We start from the raw sequence: 22,509 nt of genomic DNA on the forward strand, positions 1-22,509 counted from the left end.
CGCTAGGGTGAGCCCATGGACGTTCTCGCGGACGTGCTCACCGCGCTGCGCGCCGGCACCCCGGTCGCGGCCCACACCGAGGCGCACGCGCCGTGGGGCCTGCGCTTCGACCACACCACGGGAGCCGCGTTCCACGTCGTCCTCGACGGCACGTCCTGGCTGACCCCGCTGCCCGGCGGCCCCGGCTTCGAGCCGGTCGAGCTCGGTCCCGGTGACGTCGTCCTGCTCGGCCGCGGCGTCCCGCACGCGATGACGTCCGCACCCGGCACGCCCCAGGTCGCCTTCCGGCCCGAACGGCCGTCGCCGGCCACCCCCTTCGGCCGCGTCTCGCTGCCGGGTCCCGGCTCCCGCGCGACGATCGTCTGCGGCGCGTACCGGCTGCGGCGCCACCGGCCGCACCCGCTCCTGCGGGACCTGCCCGAGGTCGTGCACCTGCCCGCCGCGCCGGGGCGCCACCCCGGGCTGCGCGCGATGGTCGGGCTCCTGCGCGACGAACTCGCCGCGCACCCGCCCGGTGCCGCCGTGGTCGCGCCGTCGCTGGTCGACGCGCTGCTCGTCTACATGCTCCGCGCCTGGCTGAGCGAGACCGCAGGCGCGCCCGGGTGGTCGGGCGCGCTCGCCGACCCGGTGACGGCGCGGGCGCTGGCCGCCATCCACGGCGAACCGGCCCGGGCGTGGACCGTCGAGCAGCTCGGCGCCGCGGCCGGGCTGTCCCGGGCCGCGTTCGCGCGCCGGTTCACCGCGCTGGTCGGCGAACCGCCGCTGACCTACCTCACCCGCTGGCGCATGACGACGGCCGCGCGGCTGCTCCGCGAGACCGACCGTCCGCTGGCGCAGGTGGCCTCGGCCGTCGGCTACGGGTCGGCGTTCGCCTTCGCCAAAGCCTTCCGCCGCGAGTACGCGACCACCCCCGGCGGCTACCGCTCGCTCAGCTGAATTCGACGGTGATGTGCGGCGCCAGCGCCCGCAGGAAGTCCGGCGCGTCGAAGATCTCCCCCGCCGACGCGACGCCCTTCACCCGCGCCCGCCCGGTGAGGATCCGCTCGACCGCCTCCACCGCGAGCGGCGCGCTGACCGCGTAGATGTCCTGCCCGTGCGCGACGGCCCGGCGTTCCTCGGCACCACGCCGCACCCGGACGTCCACCACGAACGTCTCCGCCGCGTCGCGCTCGGCGGCCGCCGCCAGGCCCTGCGCCGCGTCGACCGTCATGTACGACGTCACCGAAGGGACCGCCAGGTGCCGCGGGATCGTCACGATGTCGGCCATCGAGAACTCGCCGAGCACCGGCCGCGTACCGAGCGGCTCGGGGAAGCTCCACTCCAGTGACGGCAGGGCGTCGTCGCGGTGCTCCAGCCGGCCGCCCGCGAACCGGACGCGCTTGCCGCCGCGGCGCTCGCGGGACACCTGGCCGGCCGCGAGGGTGCCTGGCGTCGGGTGCCAGCCGCTCAGCCCGTAGGCGACGTGCACCTCGCCGGCCGACGGCCAGTCGCCCATCGCCGCCGTGGCCAGCAGGTCGCCCAGGCCGCCGAAGAACGCCATCGCGGGCACCACCACGGTGTCGGCGGCGAGCGCGAAGGTGTCGAGGTTGGCTTCGATCTCCGCGGCGACGTCGACGTAGGGAATGCCGGCGCGGATCGCCGCCGAGGCCAGCGGGAGCGCCGTCGCGGCGAACGGGCCGGCGCAGTTGATCACCGCCGCGACGCCGTCGAGCGCGCGGTCGAGGGCGGCCGGGTCGTCGACCGACGCGGGCCGCCCGCCCGGCAGCTTCGCCGCGTCGCGCCCGGAAAGGGCCGGGGTGAAGCCGCGCTCGCGCAGCTCGGCCACCACGAAGCGGCCGGTGAGTCCGTAAGCGCCGTAAACCAGTACCGAAGTCATGAAGCAATCCTCGCGACCTTGGTTCGCCGGCGACAGTGTCCGGAACGACGTGATGCGTACACTTTCGGACATGCACGCTGTCGCGCTCGCCGCCACCGACGGGATGCTCTCGTTCGAGCTGACGATCGCCACCGAGGTGTTCGGCGAGAACCCCCGCTACGACTTCGCGTTGTGCGGCAACGAGCCCGTGCGGGTCGGCCGCTTCCTGCTCGAACCCGACGACGGCCTGGACCGGCTGGCGCGGGCGGACACGGTGCTCGTGCCGGGGTGGGCCGACGTCGACGCGGCCCCGCCCGCCGGCCTCGTCGACGCGGTGCGCGCGGCCCACGCGCGGGGTGCACGGGTGGCGTCGCTCTGCACGGGCGCGTTCGTGCTGGCCGCCGCCGGCCTGCTCGACGGGTTGCGCGCGACCACGCACTGGGCGCACACCGACGTCCTCGCGGCCCGCTACCCGCGGGTGACGGTGGACCCGGACGTGCTCTACGTCGACAACGGCCAGGTGCTGACATCCGCCGGCAAGGCCGCGGCGATGGACCTGTGCCTGCACCTGGTGCGCGCCGACCACGGCCCGTCGGTCGCGAACGCGGTCGCCCGCCGCCTGGTCGTGCCACCGCACCGCGCGGGCGGCCAGGCCCAGTTCGTCGCGGCCCCGGTCCCCACGCGCGACGACCACCCGCTCTCGGCGCTGCTCCCGTGGATCACCGCCCGCCTCGACCGGCCGCTGACCGTCGAGGACCTGGCCCGCCAGGCCAACATGAGCTCCCGCCACCTGGGCCGCCACTTCCGCGCGGCGACCGGCACGACGCCGTTGCAGTGGCTGCTCACCCAGCGCATCCGCCGCGCACAGGAGCTGCTGGAGAACACCGACAACGGCGTCGAGTCCATCGCGGAGGCGGTCGGCATGGGCACGGCGACGACGTTGCGCCGCCACTTCAACCGCGCGATCGGCGTACCCCCGGACACCTACCGCCGCACGTTCCGCGGTTAGGGTTCGCCGCCCGCTCGCGGTCCTTTGCCTTCACTCCGGCGCAGAAGATTCCCGTGCGTAGCCCGAATTGTCCACATCCGAGCGCCGCTGTGGACAACCTCGCCGCCGCGGCCCCGATCCACCGGTTTTGTCGGCCGGGCCCGATACGCTGGACGAGGGACGCCCCCCAGGGAGCGGTGGGGGTGCCCGCGGGCCGCTCCTGGGCCTGGAACAGCCGGTCGGGCTCGTATCTGCCCCGAACACGTCGTCGTGAGCGCCGTCGCGCTCGACGAGCTGCGCGTCCTGGTCGCCCCAGCGGAGCGGATCGTCCGGTCCATCCCGCTGCCGACCGCGAGCCGCCGGGCGAGCCGCACCGCGATGTACCCGGACGACGTCGTCGCCCGTGCCCTGTTCGAGCGCGTCGGCGACGTCGTCGTGCCGGCGGACGAACCGACCCTGGCCACCTTCGGCGCCGCCACCGCGACCTTCGCCGCGCACCTGGACCAGCTCGCGACGATCGCGGCTGGATGGCCGAACACGGTGTCACCCCCGCGGACGCCGACGGCTACCTCGCCCACGTCTTCGGCGAACTCGGCCGCACCCTGGCCGGGTTCGACGGCACCCTCGGCGAGCTGGCCCGCAAGCACGAGACGCCCGGTGGGATCAACGAGCAGTTCCGGACGGCCGTACGAGATCCGGAGCGCGTGCGCCGTGCCCTCGACGACGTCCTCGCCCGCGTGAAAGGTCAGTAGCGCACGTCGCTCTGCAGCAACGGCGGGTACACAGTGGACGGTTCGCCGTCGACCGTCGTGCCCGCGAACTGCAGCATCGCCCGCTGGGCGCCGTGCATCGGGGCGGGGTAGTCCAAAGTGGGCGCCGAGACCTCGTCCAGCGTCGCGAGCTGAGCCGGCGACAGCGTGACGTCCAGCGCCGCGAGGTTGCCGGTCAGGTGCTCCCGCCGCCGCGCGCCGACGATCGGGACCACCGTGCCGGGCCGGGCCAGCAGCCACGCCAGTGACACCGCCGCCGACGTCGTCCCGAGTTCGTCCGCGATCCCGGCGACGGCCTCGATCACGGCGAACTCCGCTTCGGACGGGCCGCCGACGAAGGCCGCGCGGGCCGAGTCGGTGACGTCGGTGCCGCGCCGGTACTTGCCCGACAGGAAGCCGTTCTTCAGCGGGCTCCACGGCGTCAGGCGAGGCCCTGGTCGAGCGCGAACGGCGCGAGTTCGCCTTCGACGGTCCGCGCCAGCAGCGAGTACTCGACCTGCAGCGCGATCAGCGGCGTCCAGCCCCGCAGCAGCGCCGTCGTGTGGGCCTGCGCGGTCACCCACGCCGGGGTGTTGGAGAAGCCGACGTACCGGATCTTGCCCGCGCGCACGAGGTCGTCGAGGGTCCGCATCGTTTCCTCGACCGGCGTGTGGCGGTCCCAGTTGTGCAGCCAGTACAGGTCGAGGTGGTCGGTCCGCAGCCGCCGGAGCGACTCGTCGAGCTGGGCGGTGATCGACCCGCGGCCGGCGCCGCCGCCGTTGGGGTCGCCGGGGAACATGTTGCCGAAGAACTTCGACGCCAGCACGACGCGCTCGCGGCGGCCGGGGTGCGCGGCGAAGAAGTCGCCGAGGATCTTTTCGGAGTGGCCGTTGGTGTAGAAGTTCGCGGTGTCGACGAAATTGCCGCCGTGGTCGAGGTAGGTCGCGAGGATCTTTTCGGACTCCTCGACGCCGCAGCCGGCGCCACCGGGGTCCTCGCCGAAGGTCATGGCGCCCAGGGCGAAGGGGCTGACGCGGAGGCCGGACCGGCCGAGGGTGACGTAGTGGTCGAGTGGCACGAAACTCTCCTTGCGTGTCGGATCGGTCAACCCAGGAAACCGCGTTAACCGGGCATTTGGTAGATCGATACCCGAACGCCCTTGCACGATCCTCTCGACTTGAGTTTCCTGGAGTGGTGCTCACCGAGATCCGGGACCTCGTCGCCGCCCACGCGCACGCCGACCTGCGCACGCCGGTCCCCGGCCTGCTTCTGTCCAAAGTGGACACGAGCGAGCCGCACCACTCGCTGGCCGAGCCGCTGTTCGTCATCATGGCCCAAGGCGGCAAGCGGCTGCTGCTCGGCGACCGCGTCCACGAGTACCGCGCCGGGCAGTACCTGCTGGTCAGCACCGAACTGCCGGTCACGGGCCACTTCGTCGGCGCGACCCCGCGAACACCGGCACTCGGCCTCGGCCTGACGCTGCGCCCGGCGGCGATCGCCCCGCTGCTGCTGGAGTCCCCGCCCGGGCGCTGGTCCCGCACCCCACCGCCGTCCCCGATCGCGACCGGCGACGCGACCCCGGAACTCCTCGACGCGGCGCTGCGGCTGCTGCGCCTGCTCGACCACCCGGCCGACGCCCCGGTGCTGGCCCCGCTGATCGAGCGCGAGGTCCTCTGGCGCCTGCTGACCGGCCCGCACGGCGGCCTGGTGCGCCAGATCGGCTTGGCGGACAGCGGCCTGTCGCACGTCAGCCGGGCGATCCGCTGGATCAGGTCCAACTACGCCGAGCCCATGCGCATCGAGGAACTCGCGCGCCTGAGCGACCTGAGCGCCTCGGCGTTCCACCGCCACTTCCGCGCGGTGACGGCGATGAGCCCGCTGCAGTTCCAGAAGCGCATCCGCCTCCAGGAGGCCCGTTCCCTGCTGCTGGCGGACGCGGGCGACGTCGCGGGCGTCGGGCACCTCGTGGGGTACGACAGCCCGTCGCAGTTCAACCGCGAATACCGCCGCCTGTTCGGCGCCCCACCCGGACAGGACGCGGCCCGGCTGCGGGAGGCCGCCGCGCCCGCGGGGCCGCAGCTGCCTTGAGTGCCGATCCGTTCAAGACGGCCGCCCCCGCCGGGTGCGACGCTGAGCGCATGTCCGTGAACCTTCCCGCGGCGGCGTCGTTCATGGCGACGCACGCCCGCCTCCTCGACCGCCGTCGCTTCGAACTGCTCCGGGGTCAGACCGACGTCGGTGCCGTGCTGGCCGCCGTCGACGGGTACCGCAATCCCGACGGCGGCTACGGCTGGGGCCTCGAGCCGGACTTGCGCGCGGCGGAGAGCCAGCCCGGCGGCGCGCTGCACGCCTTCGAGGTCTTCGAGGACGTCGCGCCCGGCACGTCCCCGCACGCGGCGAAGCTCTGCGACTGGCTCGCGTCGGTCGCCCTGCCCGACGGCGGCCTGCCCTTCGCCGTCCCCGTCGCGGACCCGGCGGGCTGCGCGCCGTTCTGGGCGCAGGCCGATCCGGCGGTCGCCACCCTGCAGAGCACCGCGTTCACCGCCGGCGTCGCCCTGCGCGTCGCCCGCCACGACCGTTCGGTGCGCGAACACCCGTGGCTCGCGGCCGCGACCCGGTACTGCTTCCGCGCCATCCGCGAGCTTTCCGAAGCGCCGCACGCGATCGAGCTGTCGTTCGCGGTGCAGTTCGTGGACGCGGCCCACGACCTCCACCCGGAGGCACCCGGCCTGCTGGACCACCTGGCCGCGTTCGTCCCGCCCGACGGCCTGGCCCCGGTGGCCGGCGGGTCGGACGGCGAAACCCTGCGCGCGCTGGACTTCGCACCCTTGCCGGACCGCCCGGCCCGCGCGTTGTTCAAGGACGACGTCGTCGAGGGCGAACTGCGACGGCTCGCCGGAGAACAACAGGACGACGGTGGCTGGCGGGTCGATTTCGCGAACTATTCGCCCGCCGCGGAGCTGGAATGGCGCGGCTACGCGACCGTCCGCGCGGTGTCGGTGCTCCAGCGCAACGGCGTCCTCTGAAGATCTACACCAGCGACGACGGCGTTCACTCAGCCGTGGCACGTCGAGTCACGGCCGGTAAGCGATTACGTGCCTTTCGGTGGCCGCGGCCGAACCCGTACTGTGACTCCAGGTACCCGGGCCGGAGGTGAAGCATGTCGTCGCGCAACTTGTTCGGCTGGTTCGCCCGCTGGGCGGACTGGTTCGAGAAGCGCGGCGTCTACGTGCCCGGCGAAGAGAGCCGCGCGGTCGACCCGATCCGGGATTTCGGCTGGCTGATGGCCGCGTGGGTGGCCGGCGTGGCGATCTTCATCCTGTTGTTCGCCGTCGCCGTTTAAGTGGCATGTGGGCAGTGATTGTCACCACCGGTGCCGTTCCGGTCACGGATTGGCCACGGGGTGGCACCAGGTGCGCGACAACCCCCCGTCGCGCCTCGTAACCACGCGCGATCACGGCCAGAGTGGAGCGGGTTCGCCCGGCAATCCCCCGTTGCCGAACGGCACCCCCGAACCGCCGACTGGAGTACCCGCGATGGCGCTCGCGCGCACGTGCAAGATCATGTTCACCTCAGGACTGCTCGGCCTGGCGGTGGCGTGCGGGGTCCCGTCGACGCAGACCGGAACCGCGGCACTGGGCGTCGCGGGATCCCCGGCGGGCGCCGGTGCCTCGGCCTCGCAGGCGGGCAACGACCTGAAGTTCGGCGCCGACCACCAGTTCGCCAGCGGCCTGGCCATCTCGGTCGGCTCCCCGAAGTCGTTCCGCCCCAGCCCGTCGGCGTACCCGCAGAGCCCGCGCGGCGCGGCGTTCGACATCCAGCTGACGAACGAAGGCGCGACGACGTACAAGCTCTCGGGCCTCACGGTCACCGCGACGTCGTCGGGCACCGCGGTCAAGCAGGTCGTGGACACGACGCAGGGCTTCACCGGCATCACCGACGCGGGCAAGGACGTGCTGCCGGGCCGGTCGGTGCTCATCACGCTGGCGTTCGCGGTCCCGCGCGAGCAGACCCAGCTGCGCCTGCAGCTGCGCCCGAGCGCGACCGAACCCGCCGCGGTCACCTACTGCGGTCCCGCGTGACGTTACCCATCCGGCCGAAAGCAGGCGGACACAAACCGGAGCCGGCCCGCTCACCGGCACCCGTTCCGCCGTGGCTGCCGGTCGGATGGGTAACAATCGGCGCAGTACGCTCGGGCCATGACCGAGCGTCTTTCCCCGGGTGACGAAGCCCCGGACTTCACCCTGCCCGACAGCGAGGGCAAGGACGTGTCCCTGCACGACTTCCGCGGCCAGTCCGTGGTGGTCTACTTCTACCCGGCGGCGAGCACCCCGGGCTGCACGAAGCAGGCCTGCGACTTCCGCGACAACCTGGCCGAGCTGAACGACGCCGGCTACCGCGTCATCGGCATTTCCCCGGACACGCAGGCGAAGCTGGCGAAGTTCGCGGAGAACGAGAAGCTGACGTTCCCGATCCTGGGCGACCCGGAGAAGTCGGTCATCGAGGCGTGGGCCGCGTACGGCGAGAAGAAGAACTACGGGAAGACGTACCTGGGCGTGATCCGCTCGACGTTCGTGGTCGACCCGGAGGGCAAGATCGCGCACGCCTGGTACAACGTCCGGGCGAGCGGCCACGTGGCGAAGCTGATCCGCGACCTCGGCCTCGCCGCCTGACGCCGAGCTCGCGGACGCCGTCAGGCTTCCGCGAGCTCCCGCAGCGCCGGGAGCAGGGCTCGCAGGGCCCTGCCCCGGTGCGACAACGCGTCCTTCTCCGCCGGCTCCATCTCCGCCGACGTCCGGCTTTCGCCGTCCGGCCGGAAGATCGGGTCGTACCCGAAGCCGTTCGTCCCCCGCCGCGCGCGCACGAGCGACCCACGCCACTCGCCGCGGACCACGGTCTCCTCGCCCGAAGGCAGCACCAGCACCGCAGCACAAACGAACTGCGCCCCACGACGCTCATCCGGCACATCCCCGAGCTGCCCCAGCACCAGATCCAGGTTCGCCTCGTCGTCGCCGTGCTTGCCCGACCAGCGGGCCGAAAGCACCCCAGGCATCCCGTTCAAAGCATCGACAGCGATCCCCGAGTCGTCCGCAATGGCAGGCAACCCAGTAGCCGCAACGGCATCACGGGCCTTCGCGACAGCATTGCCCTCGAAGTCCGGAGCAGTCTCCGGCGCCTCCGGGAACGAGGGCACATCGGCGAGACCGAGCACCTCGATCCCCGAAATCCCCTCGGCCTCGAGGATCCGCCGAAGCTCCCCGAGCTTCTTGGCGTTCCGAGTGGCCAGAAGCAGCTTCGTCACTTCGACCCCTTCTTCTTGTCCGGACGCGGCTCCGGCAGCTCACCCGGGTACGGCAGGGCCAAAGCCTCGTTCTGCAACCGGGTCAGCTCTTCGCACCCCGCCAGCGCGATGTCCAGCATCTTGTCCAAAGTGGACCGGGCGAAGGTGGCCCCCTCACCCGTCCCCTGGACCTCGATCAACGTCCCGGCGTCCGTCGCCACCACGTTCATGTCGACCTCGGCGCGCGAGTCCTCCTCGTACGGCAGGTCGAGCCGCACGCGGCCGTCCACCACGCCGACGCTCACCGCCGCCACCGAGGACGACAGCGGTTGCGGGTCGTTCAGGCGGTTCGCCGCGCCCAGCCACGTGATCGCGTCCGCCAAGGCCACATACCCGCCCGTCACCGCGGCCGTGCGGGTGCCGCCGTCGGCCTGGATGACGTCGCAGTCGATGACGATCGTGTTCTCGCCCAGCGCCGCCAGGTCGATGCAGGCGCGCAGGGAACGGCCGATCAGCCGCGAAATCTCGTGCGTGCGCCCGCCGATGCGGCCCTTCACCGACTCACGGTCGCCGCGGGTGTTGGTCGCGGACGGCAGCATCGCGTATTCGGCCGTCACCCAGCCGAGGCCGGAGCCGGCGCGCCAGCGCGGGACGCCTTCGGTGACGCTCGCCGCGCACAGCACCCGCGTGTTGCCGAATTCGATCAGGACCGAACCCGCCGGCCACTGCTGGAACCCCCGGGTGATCTTGATGTCACGGAGCTGGTCGTCGTTCCTGCCATCTTTTCGAGCCACGGGAGCACTCTAGGACCGCACCGCTCACACGTCGTAGACGGCACCCTGCTTGACGACCTCGGCCCCGGCGAACTCGGCCGACGCCTCCGCGAGAACCGCGCCCGCGTCGGTCCACGGCGCGATGTGCGTCAGCAGCAGCCTGCCGACTCCGGCGTCGCGCGCCAGCTCGCCGGCCTGCTTGCCGGACAGGTGCACGCCCGCGGGCCGCTCCGCGGAATCCGTCCAGGACGCCTCCGCGAGCAGCAGGTCGACGCCGTCGGCGAGCTCGTTCAGCGCCGCGCACGGGCCGGTGTCGCCGGTGAACGCCAGGATCCGGCCGCCGTAGGAAATGCGCAGGCCGTACGCCGGGGTCGGGTGGTCGACCTCGACCGCGACGACGTCGAACGGGCCGATCCGGAACGGCTCCGGCCGCAGCGGGCGGAACGCGTAGACGTCCGAAAGGTCCGTGCTGGCCCGCTCGGTCTCGTTGGGCGCGTAGGCGTTCGCCAACCGCGTCGGAGCGTCGTGCGGTGCGTACAGCGGCAGCAGGCGCGGCCGGGCCGGGTACGGCGGCGCCGGGTGGTAGCGCCGCAGGACGGTGAGCGCGCTGACGTCGGCGCAGTGGTCGGGGTGCAGGTGCGTGAGCACCAGGGCGTCCAGGTCGAACGGGTCGGCCACGGCCTGCAGCTGCGCCAGCGTGCCGTTGCCGAGTTCGAGGCCGAGCAGGAAGCCCTCGGCTTCGAGCAGGTAACCGGACGCGGCCGCGTTCGGCCCGGGGATGCTGCCGGAGCACCCGAGGATGGTCAGTCGCACCTCGACACCCTAAGCGTCCGCCGCCCCGATCACGCGGTGGTGGGAGCGAGGACACCCGGCGCGAAGCCCATGAACCGCTGGGCGAGCCGGGCGAAGGGCTCGGCCGAGCCGGTGGCCACGAACTCGTGCCGCGGCGGGGTGTCGCGCGTGGTCAGCAGGTCGAGTTCGGTGAGCACGCGGACGAGGTCCTTCGCGGTCTCCTCGGCACTCGAAACCAGCGTCACCTCCTGGCCCATCACGATCTGCAGCACGCCCTGCAGCAGCGGGTAGTGCGTGCAGCCGAGCACGAGCGTGTCGACCTGCGCGTCGAGCAGCGGCTGCAGGTAGCCCTGCGCGAGCCCGAGCACCTGGCGGCCGGAAGTGATGCCGCGCTCGACGAAGTCCACGAACCGCGGGCAGGCGACGCTGGTGAGCGTGATGGCGGGCGCCGCGGCGAACGCGTCTTCGTAGGCCCGCGACCGCACGGTGCCCTCGGTGCCGATGACGCCGACGCGGCCGGTGTGCGTCGCGACCACAGCACGGCGCGCGGCGGGCAGCACGACCTCGATCACGGGGACGTCGTAGCGCTCACGGGCGTCGCGCAGGCAGGCCGCGGACGCCGTGTTGCAGGCGATCACCAGCGCCTTCACGCCGCTCTCGACGAGTTCGTCGAGCGCCGCGAGCGCGTAGCTGCGCGCGGTGGCGATCGGGAGCGGGCCGTAGGGGTTGTGCGCCGTGTCGCCGACGTAGCGGAGCTGCTCGTCGGGGAGCTGCTCGAGGATCGCCCGCGCGACCGTCAGCCCGCCGACGCCGGAATCGAACACGCCGATCGGGGCATCAGCGGGCGGAGACGTCACGCTTCGAGGCTACCTGCTGCCGCCGGCACGGCCTTGCGCGACCGGCGGCTGGTCAGCCACGCGGCGAGGACACCGGCGAGCGCGCCGAAGACGTGACCCTGCCAGGAGACGCCGGGGTTGCCCGGCAGCAGCCCGGCCAGCATGCCGCTCCACACGCCCAGCAGGACGACGGCGACGAGGATCTGCCCGGCCGCGCGGTTGAAGATGCCGCGCACCAGCAGGTAGGCGAGCCAGCCGAAAGCCAGCCCGGACGCGCCGACGGTGACCGCGTTGGCCGGCCCGATCAGCCACACCCCGAGCCCGGAGACCACCCAGATGATGGCCGTGACCAGAGCGAACCGGCCGATCCCGGCGGCCATCGCGAGGAAGGAGAACAGCAGCACCGGCACGGTGTTCGCGAACAGGTGCGACCAGCCGGCGTGCAGCACCGGCGCGAACAGCACGCCGTCCAGCCCGGACAGCTCCCGCGAACGGATGCCGCCCTGGTCCAGGTCGCCGGGCAGGATCACGTCCACCAGCTCGACCAGGTAGAGCAGCAGGGTGAACGACAGCGCGACGAGCGCGGCCGCCTTCGGTCGCGGCGGCAGCACGCGCTTGGCGGCGTCGGTTTCCGGGGCGGGGATCGGTGTGCTCACGCTTTCGAGGCTACGTCCGGGCCGGGCGGCTCCGCCTCGGGTGAAATCCCTGATCCGGCGGTTTTGTCGGTGCCCGCCGCTAGCGTGCGCGGCATGGACGTCACCGGTTACCTCGCGCGGCTCGGGCTCGATCCCGAGCCGCCGAGCCTCGCCGCCCTGAGGCGGCTGCACGCGGCGCACGTCGAACGCGTGCCCTACGAAGCGCTGGAGGTCCAGCTCGGGCGGCCGACCCCGCTCGACCCGGCGGCCTCGCTGGCGCGGATCCTGCGCGGCCGCGGCGGGTACTGCTACCACCTCAACGGCGCTTTTTCCGCGCTGCTGCACGCCCTCGGCTACCGGGTGACCCGGCACCTGGGCGGGGTGCAGGGCAGCGCGGCGGACGCGCCGAACGTCGACCGGAACCACCTGGCGCTGACGGTCACCGGGCTGCCGGACGCGCCGGAGACGGCGTGGCTGGCCGACACCGGTCTCGGCGACGGCCCGCACGAGCCGCTCCCCCTCCGGGAAGGCACCTACGTGCAGGGCCCGCACACCTACCGGCTGCGGCCGTCCGCGGTGGCGCCGGGCGGCTGGCGGTTCGAGCACGACCCCTCGGGCAGCTTCACCGGCATGGATTTCGCGCCGGGCGTCGCGGAGATGGCCGACTTCGCGGCGAAGCACGCTTGGCTGTCGAGCGCGCCGGAGTCCGGGTTCGTGCGGGTCTGCGTGCTGCAACGGCGGGACGCGGCGGGTGTGGACACCTTGCGCGCCTTGACGCTGGACCGCCACGGCGCCAAGGAGCTGATCGAGTCACCCGGCGACTGGTGGGCGGCCGCCGGTGACGTCTACGGCATCCCGGCGGCGCTGTTCACGGACGAGGAGCGCGAGCGGCTGTGGCGGCGGTGCGTCGCCCAGCACGAGGCTCACGTCGGCGGCAAGGGCAGCGAGGTGGTGCCCAGCGCGTAGTCCACCGCCGCTTCGGCGTGCAGGCGAGTCGTGGGGAAGGTCGGCACCGAGGCGTCTTCGGGGCCGACCAGCAGCTCGATCTCGGTGCAGCCGTAGATGACGCCTTCGGCACCGGCCTCGACGAGCCGCGCGATCACCGCGCGGTAGGCCTCGCGCGAGGCGGGTTCGACGACCCCGAGCACCAGCTCGTCGTAGATCACCCGGTGCACGAGGTCGCGGTCTTCGACCGGCGGCACGAGCACGTCGAGGCCGTGCGCGGCGAGGCGGTCGCGGTAGAAGGGCTGTCCCATGGTGAACCCGGTGCCGAGCAGGCCGACCCGGCGGATCCCGGCGGCCCGCACGGCCGCGGCGGTGGCGTCGGCGAGGTGCAGCAGCGGGATGCCGAGGCCGTCTTCGAGCCGGTCGGCGACCTTGTGCATGGTGTTGGTGCAGAGCACGACGAAGTCGGCACCGGCCGCTTCGAGCGCCTTGGCCGCGCGGTTCAGCTCGGCGCCGGCGTCGTCCCAGCGGCCGTCGGCCTGCATGCGCTCGACTTCGGCGAAGTCGACGGAGTAGAGCACGGTGTGCGCCGAGTGGAACCCGCCGAGCACGGTTTTCACCCGTTCGTTCACGAGCCGGTAGTACTCGCCGGAGGATTCCCAGCTCATCCCGCCCAGCAGCCCGATGACCTTCATGATGACAGCATGCCCGAACTGCGGACGGCGTTTGCCGGGGTCTCGAACGTGCTGGTCAGCGACGGTGCGTCGGCCGTGCTGGTCGACGGCTTCTTCTCGCAGCCGTCGGTGCTCAAGCTGGCGACACGGGTGGCGCCCGACCGCGCCCGGATCGACGACGCCCTGCGCCGCCTCGGCGTCACGGAGCTGGACGCCGTCCTCGTTTCGCACTCGCACGTCGACCACGCACTGGACGCGCCGGTGGTGGCGAAGCTGACCGGCGCCACGCTGGGCGGCTCGCCGTCGACGCGGCGGATCCAGGAGGGCTACGGCCTGGCGGACGAGCCGTTCGAGGAGCTGGTTCCGGGGCAGCCGGTGGAGTTCGGGGCGTTCACCGTGACCCCCGTCGACGCCCGCCACAGCGACGGCGACCGGGTGCCCGGCGAGATCACCGGGCCGGTCCGGCCGCCGGCGAAGGCCAAGGCGTTCAAGACCGGGCGCTGCTACTCGTTCCACATCGCCCACGCGGCGGGCAGCGTCCTGGTCCACGCCTCGGCGAACTTCGTGCCCGGCGCACTGGCCGGCCACCCCGCGGACGTGGTCTACCTCGGCATCGGCGCGGCGGGGAAGAAGACCGAGGGCTGGCGCGAGGAGTACTGGCGGGAGACCGTCGGCGCGGTCGGCGCCCGGACCGTCCGGCCGGTGCACTGGGACGCCTTCTGGCGGCCGCTGAGCAAGCCGCTCAAGCTCCTGCCGAAGGTCTTCGACGACCTGGGCACCACGATGGCGACGTTCGAGCGGCTGGCCGAGGCCGACGGGGTCGGCCTCGCCCTGCCCGAACTCTGGAAAGCGGAGTAGCTCAGGCCCAGAGCTGCCCGTCGAGCCGCTCCGCCGCTTCGTCCAGCGAACCGGCGTAAGCACCGGTCGAGAGGTACTTCCACCCGGCGTCGGCCACGACGAAGGCGACGTCGGCCGCTTCGCCGCGAGCCGCGGCCTTCTCGGCGACGGCGAGCGCCGCGTGCAGCACCGCGCCCGTCGAGATGCCCGCGAAGATGCCCTCGTGCTCCAGCAGCTCACGCGTCCGGCGAAGCGCGTCGTACGCGCCCACCGAGTACCGCCCGTTCAGCACGCTGGGGTCGTAGAGCTCCGGCACGAACCCCTCGTCGAGGTTGCGCAGGCCGTACACCAGCTCGCCGTAGCGCGGTTCGGCCGCGATGATCTGGACGTCCGGCTTGGCCTCGTGCAGGTACCGCCCGCAGCCGACCAGCGTGCCGGTCGTGCCGAGGCCGCCGACGAAGTGCGTCAGCGTCGGCAGGTCCTTGAGCAGCTCCGGACCGGTGCCGCGGTAGTGCGCTTCGGCGTTGGCCGGGTTGCCGTACTGGTAGAGCATCACCCAGTCCGGGTTGGCCTCGGCCAGTTCCTTCGCCCGCCGGACGGCCTCGTTCGAGCCGCCCGCGGCGGGCGAGAAGACGATCCGCGCGCCGTAGGCCTGCAGCAGCTGCTTGCGCTCGGTCGAGGTGTTCTCCGGCATGACGCAGACCAGCCCGTAACCCTTGAGCTTGGCGGCCATGGCCAGCGCGATGCCGGTGTTGCCCGACGTCGGCTCCAGGATCGTGGAGCCGCGCCGGAGCTTGCCCTCGCGCTCGGCGGCTTGGATCATGGCCAGCGCGGGGCGGTCCTTGATCGAGCCGGTCGGGTTGCGGTCCTCCAGCTTCGCCCACAGGCGCACGTCGTGCGTGGGCGAGAGCCGGGGCAGCCCGACCAGTGGGGTGCCGCCGAGCGCGTCGAGCAGGGACTCGAAGCGAGCCATCGATCAGCCACCGGCCACGGCGGGCAGGATGGTCAGGGTGTCGCCGTCCTTGACCTCGGCCTCGAGGCCACCGGAGAAGCGCACGTCCTCGTCGTTGACGTAGACGTTGATGAAGCGGTGCAGCTTCTCCTCCTTGACCAGGCGCGCCTTGATGCCGGCGTGCCGGGACTCGACGTCGTCGATGATCTCGAGCACGGTCGCGCCCTTCGCCTCGACGGACTTCTCGCCGCCGGTGTGGGTGCGCAGGATCGTCGGGATGGAGACGGTCACGGCCATGGGTTCTTACCTCCGGTGGTTTCCTAGACGCTGACGCACTCGGCGCGGCGCTTTATTCCGGGACGTCAGTCGACGATCTCGACCGGCTCCTCGGTGATCTCGGCGTCCACGATCCGGTACGACCGGAACTCGTGCACTTCGGGGTCGCGGGTGGAGACGAGCACGTAGTGCGCGTCGGGCTCGGCCGCGATGTTCGCGTCGGTCCGCGACGGGTACGCCTCGGTCGCGGTGTGCGAGTGGTAGATGACCACCGGGACCTCGTCGTTCGCGTCCAGCTCGCGGTAGAGCTTCAGCAGGTCGGCGGAGTCGAATTCGTAGAACGTCGGCGAGCGGGCCGCGTTCAGCATGGGGATGAGCCGCTCGGGCGAATCGGACCCCTCCGGCCCGGCGATCACCCCGCACGCCTCGTCGGGGTGGTCACGGCGGGCGTGGGCGACGATCTCGTCGACGAGTTCACGGCGAATCCGGAGCACATCGACATCTTAGGTCGTGGACACGAGCGATCCATATCTTGAGATGCTGTGCTCAGGAGCACACTCGAGGCATGCCGATGCCGTCGATCGCCCGCGAACGCGGCCGCGAGTTCCTCCGGGACGGCGAGCGGATCCAGTACCTCATCCCGGGGATCTCGCTCTACGTCAACGGCGTCCGGACCCGCGCCGCCTTCTTCGTCGTGGTCACCGACCGCGGCATCACCGTCCTCTACGGCGGCCGCTTCCGGCGCTACCGGCCCAAGGCGGTCTACGACCGGCTCCCCGCCGCACCGAGATCGGCCCGGTGGAGGTTCACCCGTCCCTCGGCCCGGTCCTCACCGTGGCGGAACTGCACCTGGAGATCGACGAGGAGTACGTCAGCGCCGTCCGCGCGGCCAACCTCGAAGGCGCCCGCGACCTGCCCCCGGACCCGCTGCCCGACCTGTGACTCAGCCGAACGCTTCCGGCCACACGTCCCGGTAGGCCGGCACCCCGCCCGCGGTCGTGGCCGCCAGCAGGCCGCGCACCATCGCCCGCGCGAACACCCGCGCCGCCGCCGAGCACAGCGCGTCCAACGCCGCCGGGCGGGCCGCCGCGCCGAACGGGCCGCTCGCGTCCGGGAGCTCGTGCTCGCCCGTGGCCAGCGCGAACACCGTGTCGCCGTCGAACATCGTGTGCGCCGGGCGCACGGCCCGCGCCAGCCCGTCCTGGGCCGCGACCGCGATCCGCCGGGCCTCGGCCTTCGCCAGCGCCGCGTCCACCGCGACCACGCCGATCGTCGTGTTCAGGTCGGTCCGGCGAGATGGCAGCGAAGCGGCCCGCGAAGGCCACGTCACGCCGAAGTCCCCGTGGTCGGCCGCGTAGGCCCGGCCCGTCGAGAGGTCCACCGCCTCGCCCGCCGCGTTGACCGCCGCCAGCGCCCCGACGGTGAATTCGCCGACGACCTCGCTCGCCGAGCCGATCCCGCCCTTCAACGACCCCACGGCGGCCCCCGCACCCGCACCGACCGTCCCCTCCGCGAACGAAGGAGCGGCAGCCGAGCAGGCTTCGTACCCGAAGGACGCGTCCGGCCGGTTGCCCCACTCGCTGCGCGGCAGGTCGAACAGCACCGCCGCGGGCACGATCGGCACCACCTCGTGCGGCTGCGCACCGACCGGGAAACCCAGGTTCCGCTCCGCGAGCCACCGCATCACGCCGTCCGCCGCGGCCAGGCCGTACGCCGACCCGCCCGACAGGCACACCGCGTTGACCCGCTGCACCAGGTTCTCCGGCTCCAGCAGGTTCGTCTCCCGCGTGCCGGGCGCGCCCCCGCGCTGGTCGACGGCCCCGACCGCGCCGCCGGGGACCAGCACCACCGTCGTCCCGGTGGCCCAGCCGTCGCCGACCCGCTCGTGGTGCCCGACCAGCACGCCGGGGACGTCGGTGATCATCCCGTCAGCGCCTGGATCAGCGTCTCCTGCACCCAGGTCAGCCAGTGGTAGACGCCCAGGTGCGGCGCCCGCGGGTCGTCCTCGGGCAGCTCGTCGGGCATGTCTTCGGTGACGTCGAGCGCCGTGCCCAGCGCCAGCCGGACGTCGTTGAGCGCGCCCAGCCAGGCGTCGGCCTGCTCTTCGGTGAGCCGGACGTGGCCACCGTCGCGGGGCAGCGTGTCGAGCACGATCTTCGCCACACCGACCTTGATGTCCAGCAGCTCCGGTTCGTGCAGCGAGCGCATCGCCGACGCCGAGTCGAGGTCTTCGCGGGTCGGGTTGTCCGGGTCGAGCTTGTGGAAGTCCGGGAGCAGCCGCGAGAGCACCGGGTCGTCCGGGGACTCGCTGGGCCCGGTCCGGATGCCGGTCAGCTCGGCGAGCTCGTCCTGCGGCGCCTCCTCGGCGCGCGCGGTGAGCATGTCCTCGAGCTGGCTGACGAGCCCGCGCAGGACGGCCGCTTCCTGCTGCTCGAACCCGGCGTGGATGACCGCGCCCTTGCGCCGCCAGCCGTTCACGAGGTCTGCTCCATGGTGGCCCACAGGCCGGCGGCGTGGAGTTTCGCCACGTCCGTCTCCACCTTCTCCTTGCTGCCGGACGACACGATCGCCTTGCCCTTCTGGTGCACGTCGAGCATCAGCTTGGTGGCGTGGTCGCGGCTGTAGCCGAACAGCTTCTGGAAGACGTACGTCACGTACGACATCAGGTTCACCGGGTCGTTCCAGACCACGGTCCGCCAGGGGGTGTCCGGCTCGGCGACTTCGGCGCCGGCCGGCTCGACCTGCGTCTGTTCGGATGCGACAGGCGTGGACATGCACCCCATGGTGTCACGGGGGTCACGGGGTACGCCGCGCCAGGTCCGGCCATGTGGGTGAATAGGCTGACCCCATGGGTTCACCGGAGCCGGTCACGGCCAGCACTGCGCTGCTCACCGACCACTACGAGCTGACCATGCTGGGCAGCGCGCTCGCCGACGGGACGGCCGAGCGGCCCTGCGTGTTCGAGGTCTTCGCGAGGAGGCTGCCGGCCGGGCGGCGCTACGGCGTCGTCGCGGGCACCGCGCGCGTGCTCGACGCGATCGCGGACTTCCGCTTCACCGACGCCGAACTGGCGCAGCTGGAAGCGACCGCGGTCGTCGACGACGCGACGCTGTCCTGGCTCGCCGGCTACGAGTTCTCGGGTGACCTCGACGGTTACGCCGAGGGCGAACTGTACTTCCCGGGCTCGCCGATCCTGACCGTCACCGGCTCGTTCGCCGAGTGCGTGCTGCTGGAGACGCTGGTCCTGTCGATCCTCAACCACGACAGCGCGATCGCGTCGGCGGCGGCCCGGATGTCCGGCGCCGCGCACGGCCGCCCGATCATCGAGATGGGCGGGCGCCGGACGCACGAGTACGCGGCGGTCGCGGCCGCGCGCGCCGCGTACCTGGCGGGCTTCGCGACGACGTCCAACCTCGAGGCAGGCCGCCGCTACGGCATCCCGACGCGCGGCACCGTCGCGCACGCCTTCATGCTGCTGCACGACAGCGAGGAAGCGGCCTTCCGCGCCCAGGTCGGGAAGATGGGCGCGGACACGACGCTGCTGGTCGACACCTACGACATCACCGCCGGCATCGAGACGGCGGTCCGCGTCGCCGGCCCGGAGCTCGGCGCGATCCGGATCGACTCCGGCGACGTCGGCCCGCTCGCCCGCCGCGCCCGCGAGCAGCTGGACGCCCTCGGCGCGAAGGACACCCGGATCGTCGTCTCCGGCGACCTCGACGAGCACGCCATCGCGGCGCTGCGCGCGGAGCCGGTGGACGCGTACGGCGTCGGCACCTCGGTGGTCACCGGGTCCGGCGCGCCGACCGCCGGCATGGTCTACAAGCTGGTCGAGGTGGACGGCAAGCCGGTCGCCAAGCGCAGCGCGCACAAGGAGTCCCGCGGCGGCCGCAAGTCCGCGCTGCGGCGCCACCGCGGCACCGGCACGGCGGTCGAGGAGGTCGTCTGGACCACGGCGGCGACTGCGCCGGCCCCCGAGGCCAACGACCGGCCGCTGCAGATCCCGCTGATCCGCGCTGGCCGCACGGAGGCCGACCTGCCTACGCTCGACGATGCCAGGCAACGGCTGCGCCGCGGCCTGGTCAGCCTGCCGTGGGAGGGCCTCAAGCTCTCGCACGGCGAGCCCGCCATCCCGACACAGTTTTTGTGAAGACACTGTCTCTGAAACGGAGTCCGACCATGGGGACCGCGCTGATCGTGGTGGACGTGCAGAACGACTTCTGCGAAGGGGGTTCGCTCGGCCTGCCGGGCGGGGCCGCCGCGGCCGCCGGCATCTCGAAGCAGGCCGCCGAGGGCGGGTACAGCCACGTGGTGGCCACCCGGGACAACCACATCGACCCGGGCGACCACTTCAGCGAGACGCCCGACTTCAAGGACAGCTGGCCGGTGCACTGCGTCGCCGGCACGCCGGGTGCGTCGTTCCACGCCGCGCTCGACGTCGTCCCGATCGGCGAGGTGTTCTCGAAGGGCGAGTACAGCGCCGCCTACTCCGGTTTCGAGGGCGCGGCCCGCGACGGGAAGTCCCTGGAGGCGTGGCTGCGCGAGCACGACGTCACCGATGTCGACGTCGTCGGCATCGCGACGGACTTCTGCGTCCGCGCGACGGCGCTCGACGCGGCGAAGGCGGGCTTCGGCGTGCGGGTGCTGCTGGACCTGACGGTCGGCGGCTCGCAGCCGACCGTCGACGCGACGCTGAAGGACTTCGACGAGGCGGGCGTCTCCTACACGGGCACCGCCGCGGTGCCGCCGGCCTCGTGAAGGACCTGCGGGTCGCGCTGGCGGAACACCGGCTCGTCGCGATCCTGCGCGCTTCGGACGCGTCGCGGTTCGCCGACGCGGCGATGGTGCTGCACGCGGCGGGCGTCCGCCTGCTCGAAGCGACGCTGACGACGCCGGGCGCGCCCGCGGCGATCACCGCGCTGCGCCTGGCCCTCGGCGAAGACGCGCTGATCGGCGCGGGCAGCGTCCGCGAACCGTCCGATGTGGACACCGCGGTCGACGCGGGCGCGGCGTACCTGATCACCCCGACGGTCAACCCGGCGGTGCTGGAACGCGCCGCCGAACTGGCCACCCCGGTGGTCTGCGGCGCGCTCACGCCGACCGAGATCGACCAGGCGTGGCGCCTCGGCGCGGCCGCGGTGAAGGTGTTCCCGATCGCGGCCGCCGGCGGCGTCGCGTACCTGCGCGCGGTCCGGGCGCCGCTGCCGGACGTCCCGCTGGTCCCGACCGGCGGCGTCCACCTGGCCGACGTCGAGTCCTACCTGCGCTCGGGCGCGATCGCGGTCGCGGCCGCGACGCCACTGCTGGGCGACGCGCTCAGCCCGGGCGGCAGCCTCCCGGACCTGGCCACCCGCGCGGGCGAGTTCGTCGCAGCGGCCTCCCGCTTCACCACGGTGTGAGCCGCACTTTCACGTGAAAGCTACGCTTTGCGCCACAAAGCGGCACTTTCACGTGAAAGTGCCGCGCTACTTCTTCCCGTACGGGTCGCAGGCCGCCGTGCCCAGGTAGATGTCGCCGCTGGCCGGGCCGCCCTGCGGGAACAGCTCGATGTGCACCGCGTGCGTCACCAGGCTGCCGTCCGGCGGCTGGGGCGTCACGGTCTCGTTGAGGACCACCGTCGCCAGCGCGGTGCCCGCGGCCCCGCCGGGGATGACGATCCGGTGGTTCGGCGGGATCTGCGCGGGCACATTAATCCCCTGAACGGCGCCGATGGACACCTCACCGCCGCTGCCGGTCTCGCTCGTCGCGCACTTCGCGGAGAAGGTGCGCACGGTGATCACCGGGCCGCCGTAGCGCTTGAGCACGGTGGCCTCGAACCGGTGCCCGGACGCCTGCGCGACCGAGACGGCCCCCGAGCGCCCGCAGCCGGACTCGCCCATCCCGAACGCGGCGACGTCGCCCGTCGCGCCACCCTGCGTTCGCGCGCTGTACGGCCCGTCCACGGTGCACTTCGCCAGCTCACCGGTGACGACGTGCTCGTTGTCGATGGTCACGTCCAGCGAGCCCGAAGACGCCCATCCGGTGGAGGTCCCGGGTGCCGCGGCGGCCAGGAGCGGCGCGGTCAGCGTCGTCACCGCCAGCAACCGGACTGTCCTCTTCCTGGCGTTTCGCATGCACCGGCCTCCTCGGTCACGTGACAGTTCGTAGTTACCCCTCTCGTCATCGGCAGGCCCGGTGGCGCACCTGATCGGGTCCACCCGGACGGGTGGCCGGTGAGGAACGCAACTTCGCGGGTTTTGCGGCGGTAACGAGCGTTAACCTCGATCGACTTGCTCACCCAGGGAGGTTTCGTGTCTTCGCTGTCCTTCGCCGGCAAGCGGCCCGTGCTGGCCGACCTCGTCCCCGGCTCGCTCGTCCGGGACATCGCGCTGGTCGCCGGCGGTGCCGTGCTCACCGGCGCCGCCGCGCAGCTGACCATCCCGGTGCCGGGCAGCCCGGTGCCGATGACCGGCCAGACGTTCGCCGCGCTGCTCGTCGGCGCGTCGCTCGGCATGTCGCGCGGTGCCGCGTCGATGCTGGTTTACCTGCTGGTCGGCGCCGTCGGCGTGCCGTGGTTCCAGCACGGCACCGCGGGCCTGTCCGGCGCGAGCGCCGGCTACATCGTCGGGTTCGTCTTCGCCGGCGCGCTGGTCGGCGCCCTCGCCGGCCGCGGCGGCGACCGGACGCCGGTGCGCACCGCGGGCACGATGGTGCTCGGCAACCTCGTGATCTACGCGTTCGGCGTGCCGTGGCTGATGGCGTCGACCGGGTTCGACCTGTCGACGGCGTTCGCCAAGGGCGTCACGCCGTTCCTCGTCGGGGACGCGATCAAGATCGTCGTGGCGGCGGGTCTGCTGCCGCTCACCTGGAAGCTCGTCTCGGGCCGCAAGCAGGACTGACGCTCTCGGTGATCCGGCGCGAGCGGCCCGTTCGCGAC

Annotated in this window: 29 protein-coding genes and 1 pseudogene; 15 read left to right on the forward strand and 15 right to left on the reverse strand. The window is 72.7% G+C overall.

Annotated elements, in window-relative coordinates:
* The first annotated feature begins 15 nt into the window (after positions 1-15).
* Positions 16-936, forward strand: a complete 921-nt coding sequence (locus ACLJQM_RS16970; protein ID WP_410631986.1) for an AraC family transcriptional regulator — start codon at positions 16-18, stop codon at positions 934-936.
* On the opposite strand, the gene ACLJQM_RS16975 is transcribed toward ACLJQM_RS16970, so the two are convergent.
* Positions 929-1,876 carry a saccharopine dehydrogenase NADP-binding domain-containing protein gene (locus ACLJQM_RS16975; protein WP_410631987.1) on the reverse strand — a complete coding sequence of 316 codons (948 nt, stop codon included), beginning with the start codon at positions 1,874-1,876 and terminating at the stop codon, positions 929-931. The two genes, ACLJQM_RS16970 and ACLJQM_RS16975, sit on opposite strands and share 8 nt — an antisense overlap.
* Positions 1,877-1,946: 70 nt before the next feature.
* Here ACLJQM_RS16975 and ACLJQM_RS16980 point away from each other — a divergent pair, with 70 nt between their 5' ends.
* Positions 1,947-2,864, forward strand: coding sequence for a helix-turn-helix domain-containing protein (locus ACLJQM_RS16980; protein ID WP_410631988.1), 918 nt, complete (start codon positions 1,947-1,949; stop codon positions 2,862-2,864).
* Between the two features lie 506 nt (positions 2,865-3,370).
* Positions 3,371-3,595 (forward strand): hypothetical protein, encoded by a 225-nt coding sequence (locus tag ACLJQM_RS16985; protein ID WP_360765611.1) that lies wholly within the window; start codon positions 3,371-3,373, stop codon positions 3,593-3,595.
* Here the strand turns inward: ACLJQM_RS16985 and ACLJQM_RS16990 are convergent.
* A pseudogene (locus ACLJQM_RS16990) lies at positions 3,589-4,670 on the reverse strand (aldo/keto reductase). The gene ACLJQM_RS16985 and the pseudogene ACLJQM_RS16990 overlap by 7 nt on opposite strands.
* Positions 4,671-4,786: 116 nt before the next feature.
* Between ACLJQM_RS16990 and ACLJQM_RS16995 the strand changes: the two are divergent.
* The 5 genes from ACLJQM_RS16995 (at position 4,787) to bcp (ending at position 8,265) form a co-directional block, all read left to right on the forward strand.
* Positions 4,787-5,680, forward strand: coding sequence for an AraC family transcriptional regulator (locus tag ACLJQM_RS16995; RefSeq protein WP_360765605.1), 894 nt, complete (start codon positions 4,787-4,789; stop codon positions 5,678-5,680).
* Between the two features lie 50 nt (positions 5,681-5,730).
* A complete protein-coding gene (locus tag ACLJQM_RS17000) occupies positions 5,731-6,618 on the forward strand; it encodes a hypothetical protein (RefSeq protein WP_247019273.1) in 888 nt (295 codons plus the stop codon).
* Between the two features lie 134 nt (positions 6,619-6,752).
* Positions 6,753-6,935 carry a hypothetical protein gene (locus ACLJQM_RS17005; protein WP_247019272.1) on the forward strand — a complete coding sequence of 61 codons (183 nt, stop codon included), beginning with the start codon at positions 6,753-6,755 and terminating at the stop codon, positions 6,933-6,935.
* 193 nt (positions 6,936-7,128) lie between these two features.
* The gene (locus ACLJQM_RS17010; RefSeq protein ID WP_410631989.1) at positions 7,129-7,674 is read left to right on the forward strand and encodes a hypothetical protein; all 546 of its coding nucleotides are present in this window, start codon (positions 7,129-7,131) and stop codon (positions 7,672-7,674) included.
* Between the two features lie 117 nt (positions 7,675-7,791).
* The gene (gene bcp / locus ACLJQM_RS17015) at positions 7,792-8,265 is read left to right on the forward strand and encodes a thioredoxin-dependent thiol peroxidase (RefSeq protein ID WP_247019270.1); all 474 of its coding nucleotides are present in this window, start codon (positions 7,792-7,794) and stop codon (positions 8,263-8,265) included.
* Between the two features lie 20 nt (positions 8,266-8,285).
* Here bcp and rdgB read toward each other — a convergent pair whose 3' ends face one another.
* The 5 genes from rdgB to ACLJQM_RS17040 are packed head-to-tail and all read right to left on the reverse strand — an operon-like array spanning position 8,286 to position 11,930.
* Entirely contained in the window at positions 8,286-8,894 is a 609-nt protein-coding gene (gene rdgB / locus ACLJQM_RS17020) for an RdgB/HAM1 family non-canonical purine NTP pyrophosphatase (RefSeq protein WP_247019269.1), read from the reverse strand.
* Positions 8,891-9,667 (reverse strand): ribonuclease PH, encoded by a 777-nt coding sequence (gene rph, locus ACLJQM_RS17025; RefSeq protein WP_160694094.1) that lies wholly within the window; start codon positions 9,665-9,667, stop codon positions 8,891-8,893. Before rph ends, rdgB begins: the two co-directional genes overlap by 4 nt.
* A gap of 24 nt (positions 9,668-9,691) precedes the next feature.
* Entirely contained in the window at positions 9,692-10,459 is a 768-nt protein-coding gene (locus ACLJQM_RS17030) for an MBL fold metallo-hydrolase (protein WP_247019268.1), read from the reverse strand.
* 29 nt (positions 10,460-10,488) lie between these two features.
* Positions 10,489-11,295 (reverse strand): glutamate racemase, encoded by an 807-nt coding sequence (gene murI / locus ACLJQM_RS17035; protein WP_410631990.1) that lies wholly within the window; start codon positions 11,293-11,295, stop codon positions 10,489-10,491.
* Positions 11,292-11,930, reverse strand: coding sequence for a rhomboid family intramembrane serine protease (locus ACLJQM_RS17040; RefSeq protein WP_410631991.1), 639 nt, complete (start codon positions 11,928-11,930; stop codon positions 11,292-11,294). The genes murI and ACLJQM_RS17040 overlap by 4 nt, the downstream gene beginning before the upstream one ends.
* Positions 11,931-12,023: 93 nt before the next feature.
* Here ACLJQM_RS17040 and ACLJQM_RS17045 point away from each other — a divergent pair, with 93 nt between their 5' ends.
* Positions 12,024-12,875, forward strand: a complete 852-nt coding sequence (locus ACLJQM_RS17045) for an arylamine N-acetyltransferase family protein (RefSeq protein WP_396126666.1) — start codon at positions 12,024-12,026, stop codon at positions 12,873-12,875.
* Here the strand turns inward: ACLJQM_RS17045 and ACLJQM_RS17050 are convergent.
* Positions 12,833-13,549 (reverse strand): aspartate/glutamate racemase family protein, encoded by a 717-nt coding sequence (locus tag ACLJQM_RS17050; RefSeq protein WP_410631992.1) that lies wholly within the window; start codon positions 13,547-13,549, stop codon positions 12,833-12,835. The two genes, ACLJQM_RS17045 and ACLJQM_RS17050, sit on opposite strands and share 43 nt — an antisense overlap.
* Positions 13,550-13,558: 9 nt before the next feature.
* On the opposite strand from ACLJQM_RS17050, the gene ACLJQM_RS17055 reads away from it, so the two are divergent.
* A complete protein-coding gene (locus tag ACLJQM_RS17055) occupies positions 13,559-14,386 on the forward strand; it encodes an MBL fold metallo-hydrolase (RefSeq protein WP_410631993.1) in 828 nt (275 codons plus the stop codon).
* Between the two features lies 1 nt (position 14,387).
* Here the strand turns inward: ACLJQM_RS17055 and ACLJQM_RS17060 are convergent, their stop codons facing one another.
* From ACLJQM_RS17060 to ACLJQM_RS17070, 3 genes are all read right to left on the reverse strand, one after another.
* Positions 14,388-15,338 (reverse strand): PLP-dependent cysteine synthase family protein, encoded by a 951-nt coding sequence (locus tag ACLJQM_RS17060; protein WP_360765580.1) that lies wholly within the window; start codon positions 15,336-15,338, stop codon positions 14,388-14,390.
* A 3-nt stretch (positions 15,339-15,341) separates the two neighbouring features.
* On the reverse strand, positions 15,342-15,614 hold the full coding sequence (locus tag ACLJQM_RS17065; protein ID WP_020640924.1) for a MoaD/ThiS family protein: 273 nt from the start codon (positions 15,612-15,614) through the stop codon (positions 15,342-15,344).
* Between the two features lie 65 nt (positions 15,615-15,679).
* Positions 15,680-16,087, reverse strand: a complete 408-nt coding sequence (locus ACLJQM_RS17070) for a Mov34/MPN/PAD-1 family protein (RefSeq protein ID WP_247019256.1) — start codon at positions 16,085-16,087, stop codon at positions 15,680-15,682.
* 304 nt (positions 16,088-16,391) lie between these two features.
* Between ACLJQM_RS17070 and ACLJQM_RS17075 the strand changes: the two genes are divergently transcribed.
* On the forward strand, positions 16,392-16,535 hold the full coding sequence (locus ACLJQM_RS17075) for a hypothetical protein (protein WP_410631995.1): 144 nt from the start codon (positions 16,392-16,394) through the stop codon (positions 16,533-16,535).
* 1 nt (position 16,536) lies between these two features.
* On the opposite strand, the gene ACLJQM_RS17080 is transcribed toward ACLJQM_RS17075, so the two are convergent.
* Genes ACLJQM_RS17080 through clpS form a run of 3 tightly spaced genes read right to left on the reverse strand, consistent with a single transcriptional unit; the run spans position 16,537 to position 18,367 of the window.
* Positions 16,537-17,517 (reverse strand): P1 family peptidase, encoded by a 981-nt coding sequence (locus tag ACLJQM_RS17080; RefSeq protein WP_360765574.1) that lies wholly within the window; start codon positions 17,515-17,517, stop codon positions 16,537-16,539.
* Positions 17,514-18,071 (reverse strand): DUF2017 domain-containing protein, encoded by a 558-nt coding sequence (locus tag ACLJQM_RS17085; RefSeq protein WP_360765571.1) that lies wholly within the window; start codon positions 18,069-18,071, stop codon positions 17,514-17,516. The genes ACLJQM_RS17080 and ACLJQM_RS17085 overlap by 4 nt, the downstream gene beginning before the upstream one ends.
* The gene (clpS, locus tag ACLJQM_RS17090; RefSeq protein WP_360765569.1) at positions 18,068-18,367 is read right to left on the reverse strand and encodes an ATP-dependent Clp protease adapter ClpS; all 300 of its coding nucleotides are present in this window, start codon (positions 18,365-18,367) and stop codon (positions 18,068-18,070) included. Before clpS ends, ACLJQM_RS17085 begins: the two co-directional genes overlap by 4 nt.
* 74 nt (positions 18,368-18,441) lie before the next feature.
* Between clpS and ACLJQM_RS17095 the strand changes: the two genes are divergently transcribed.
* From ACLJQM_RS17095 to ACLJQM_RS17105, 3 genes are read left to right on the forward strand one after another with little or no spacing between them, the layout of a single operon-like run.
* Positions 18,442-19,743 (forward strand): nicotinate phosphoribosyltransferase, encoded by a 1,302-nt coding sequence (locus ACLJQM_RS17095; protein WP_410631996.1) that lies wholly within the window; start codon positions 18,442-18,444, stop codon positions 19,741-19,743.
* 29 nt (positions 19,744-19,772) lie between these two features.
* On the forward strand, positions 19,773-20,351 hold the full coding sequence (locus ACLJQM_RS17100) for an isochorismatase family protein (protein WP_247019244.1): 579 nt from the start codon (positions 19,773-19,775) through the stop codon (positions 20,349-20,351).
* Positions 20,348-20,992 carry a bifunctional 4-hydroxy-2-oxoglutarate aldolase/2-dehydro-3-deoxy-phosphogluconate aldolase gene (locus ACLJQM_RS17105; protein ID WP_410631997.1) on the forward strand — a complete coding sequence of 215 codons (645 nt, stop codon included), beginning with the start codon at positions 20,348-20,350 and terminating at the stop codon, positions 20,990-20,992. The genes ACLJQM_RS17100 and ACLJQM_RS17105 overlap by 4 nt, the downstream gene beginning before the upstream one ends.
* A 66-nt stretch (positions 20,993-21,058) precedes the next feature.
* Here ACLJQM_RS17105 and ACLJQM_RS17110 read toward each other — a convergent pair whose 3' ends face one another.
* On the reverse strand, positions 21,059-21,676 hold the full coding sequence (locus ACLJQM_RS17110) for a choice-of-anchor P family protein (RefSeq protein WP_410632185.1): 618 nt from the start codon (positions 21,674-21,676) through the stop codon (positions 21,059-21,061).
* Positions 21,677-21,883: 207 nt separating this feature from the next.
* On the opposite strand from ACLJQM_RS17110, the gene ACLJQM_RS17115 reads away from it, so the two are divergent.
* Entirely contained in the window at positions 21,884-22,471 is a 588-nt protein-coding gene (locus tag ACLJQM_RS17115; protein ID WP_247019239.1) for a biotin transporter BioY, read from the forward strand.
* Positions 22,472-22,509: the final 38 nt, after the last annotated feature.

Origin of the sequence: Amycolatopsis sp. cmx-4-83 (assembly GCF_046548815.1) — a bacterium.
Taxonomy (GTDB): Bacteria; Actinomycetota; Actinomycetes; order Mycobacteriales; family Pseudonocardiaceae; genus Amycolatopsis; species Amycolatopsis pretoriensis_A.

Excerpts from the sequence above, each read along its gene's own strand:
- ACLJQM_RS16970 (WP_410631986.1), top strand. The coding sequence starts at position 16 with ATGGACGTTCTCGCGGACGTGCTCACCGCGCTGCGCGCCGGCACCCCG.
- ACLJQM_RS17005 (WP_247019272.1), top strand. The coding sequence starts at position 6,753 with ATGTCGTCGCGCAACTTGTTCGGCTGGTTCGCCCGCTGGGCGGACTGG.
- ACLJQM_RS16985 (WP_360765611.1), top strand. The coding sequence starts at position 3,371 with ATGGCCGAACACGGTGTCACCCCCGCGGACGCCGACGGCTACCTCGCC.
- clpS (WP_360765569.1), bottom strand. The coding sequence starts at position 18,367 with ATGTCCACGCCTGTCGCATCCGAACAGACGCAGGTCGAGCCGGCCGGC.
- ACLJQM_RS16975 (WP_410631987.1), bottom strand. The coding sequence starts at position 1,876 with ATGACTTCGGTACTGGTTTACGGCGCTTACGGACTCACCGGCCGCTTC.
- ACLJQM_RS17100 (WP_247019244.1), top strand. The coding sequence starts at position 19,773 with ATGGGGACCGCGCTGATCGTGGTGGACGTGCAGAACGACTTCTGCGAA.
- ACLJQM_RS17010 (WP_410631989.1), top strand. The coding sequence starts at position 7,129 with ATGGCGCTCGCGCGCACGTGCAAGATCATGTTCACCTCAGGACTGCTC.
- ACLJQM_RS17060 (WP_360765580.1), bottom strand. The coding sequence starts at position 15,338 with ATGGCTCGCTTCGAGTCCCTGCTCGACGCGCTCGGCGGCACCCCACTG.
- ACLJQM_RS16980 (WP_410631988.1), top strand. The coding sequence starts at position 1,947 with ATGCACGCTGTCGCGCTCGCCGCCACCGACGGGATGCTCTCGTTCGAG.
- ACLJQM_RS17045 (WP_396126666.1), top strand. The coding sequence starts at position 12,024 with ATGGACGTCACCGGTTACCTCGCGCGGCTCGGGCTCGATCCCGAGCCG.
- ACLJQM_RS17065 (WP_020640924.1), bottom strand. The coding sequence starts at position 15,614 with ATGGCCGTGACCGTCTCCATCCCGACGATCCTGCGCACCCACACCGGC.
- ACLJQM_RS17080 (WP_360765574.1), bottom strand. The coding sequence starts at position 17,517 with ATGATCACCGACGTCCCCGGCGTGCTGGTCGGGCACCACGAGCGGGTC.
- ACLJQM_RS17055 (WP_410631993.1), top strand. The coding sequence starts at position 13,559 with ATGCCCGAACTGCGGACGGCGTTTGCCGGGGTCTCGAACGTGCTGGTC.
- ACLJQM_RS17000 (WP_247019273.1), top strand. The coding sequence starts at position 5,731 with ATGTCCGTGAACCTTCCCGCGGCGGCGTCGTTCATGGCGACGCACGCC.
- bcp (WP_247019270.1), top strand. The coding sequence starts at position 7,792 with ATGACCGAGCGTCTTTCCCCGGGTGACGAAGCCCCGGACTTCACCCTG.
- ACLJQM_RS17050 (WP_410631992.1), bottom strand. The coding sequence starts at position 13,549 with ATGAAGGTCATCGGGCTGCTGGGCGGGATGAGCTGGGAATCCTCCGGC.
- ACLJQM_RS17095 (WP_410631996.1), top strand. The coding sequence starts at position 18,442 with ATGGGTTCACCGGAGCCGGTCACGGCCAGCACTGCGCTGCTCACCGAC.